2 protein-coding genes are annotated in these 786 nt (G+C 63.7%); both read right to left on the bottom strand.

The window, feature by feature from the left end:
• Positions 1 to 429, bottom strand: a 429-nt coding sequence (locus tag ACWTU8_RS31700) for an SRPBCC family protein (RefSeq protein ID WP_455851237.1), incomplete at its 3' end; no start/stop codon positions are given.
• A 30-nt stretch (positions 430 to 459) separates the two neighbouring features.
• Positions 460 to 786, bottom strand: a 327-nt coding sequence (locus ACWTU8_RS31705; RefSeq protein WP_455851238.1) for a DoxX family protein, incomplete at its 5' end; no start/stop codon positions are given.

Raw genomic sequence — 786 nt, forward strand, 5'->3', positions numbered from 1 at the left:
GAAGGGCCGGCTGCCGCGCAACGCCCAGGTCACGGCGGTCGTGTCGCCCGATGGCGTCAAGGTGAAGTCGACACTGTTGTTGGCCCGGAACGGCTTCTCGAAATCGAGCTTGAGCGCGACCAGCGAGGACGGCACCGAATTGACGATCTCCATGCGCCCCTTGCCGGCCTTGCCATTGCCTTCCCAGGCATAGGCGGCACCCTTGCCGCTTTGCGCGCCGGAGAGCGTGCGCTTCATGTTGGGGTCGAGCTTCTCGTAGGGCGACCATGTCGGCCAGCGGCTGAAATCGTTGATCAGCGGGAAGATCGCCTCCGGCGCGGCCTTGATGGTGGCCGTGCGGGTGACGACGAAATCATTCGGCCGTGTCGCGGCATAGATGAGGATCGCGGCGATGATGACGACGAGGATGATGAAGATGGTGCTGAACATTTTTCTCTCTCTGAAAAATTACCTGAAAAACTATCGGCTGAACGGGATCAGCGCGCGCACCTTGGGGTCGCGCAGATAGAGGCCGCCCCACAGGATGATGCCGAGATAGACGCCGAACAGCGTGTGCGAGAACAGCGGATTGCCGATCCGCGCGTTGGTGGCGATGGCCCCGCCCATATAGGCGGTAAGCAGGATGGCGCCGAGCACCGATGTGCGCGGCAGCGCGTAGAGCGCGGTCGCGATCAGGCCGATGACGCCGAGCAGGCGCGCGACATTGGCGTCGGCCGGCCAGCCGAGCGGCACCATCGTCTGGGTGACGACATCGAGCGGCGGCAGCTTGATGGCACCGTCGAAGAT

The organism is Mesorhizobium sp. BHbdii, assembly GCF_053848045.1.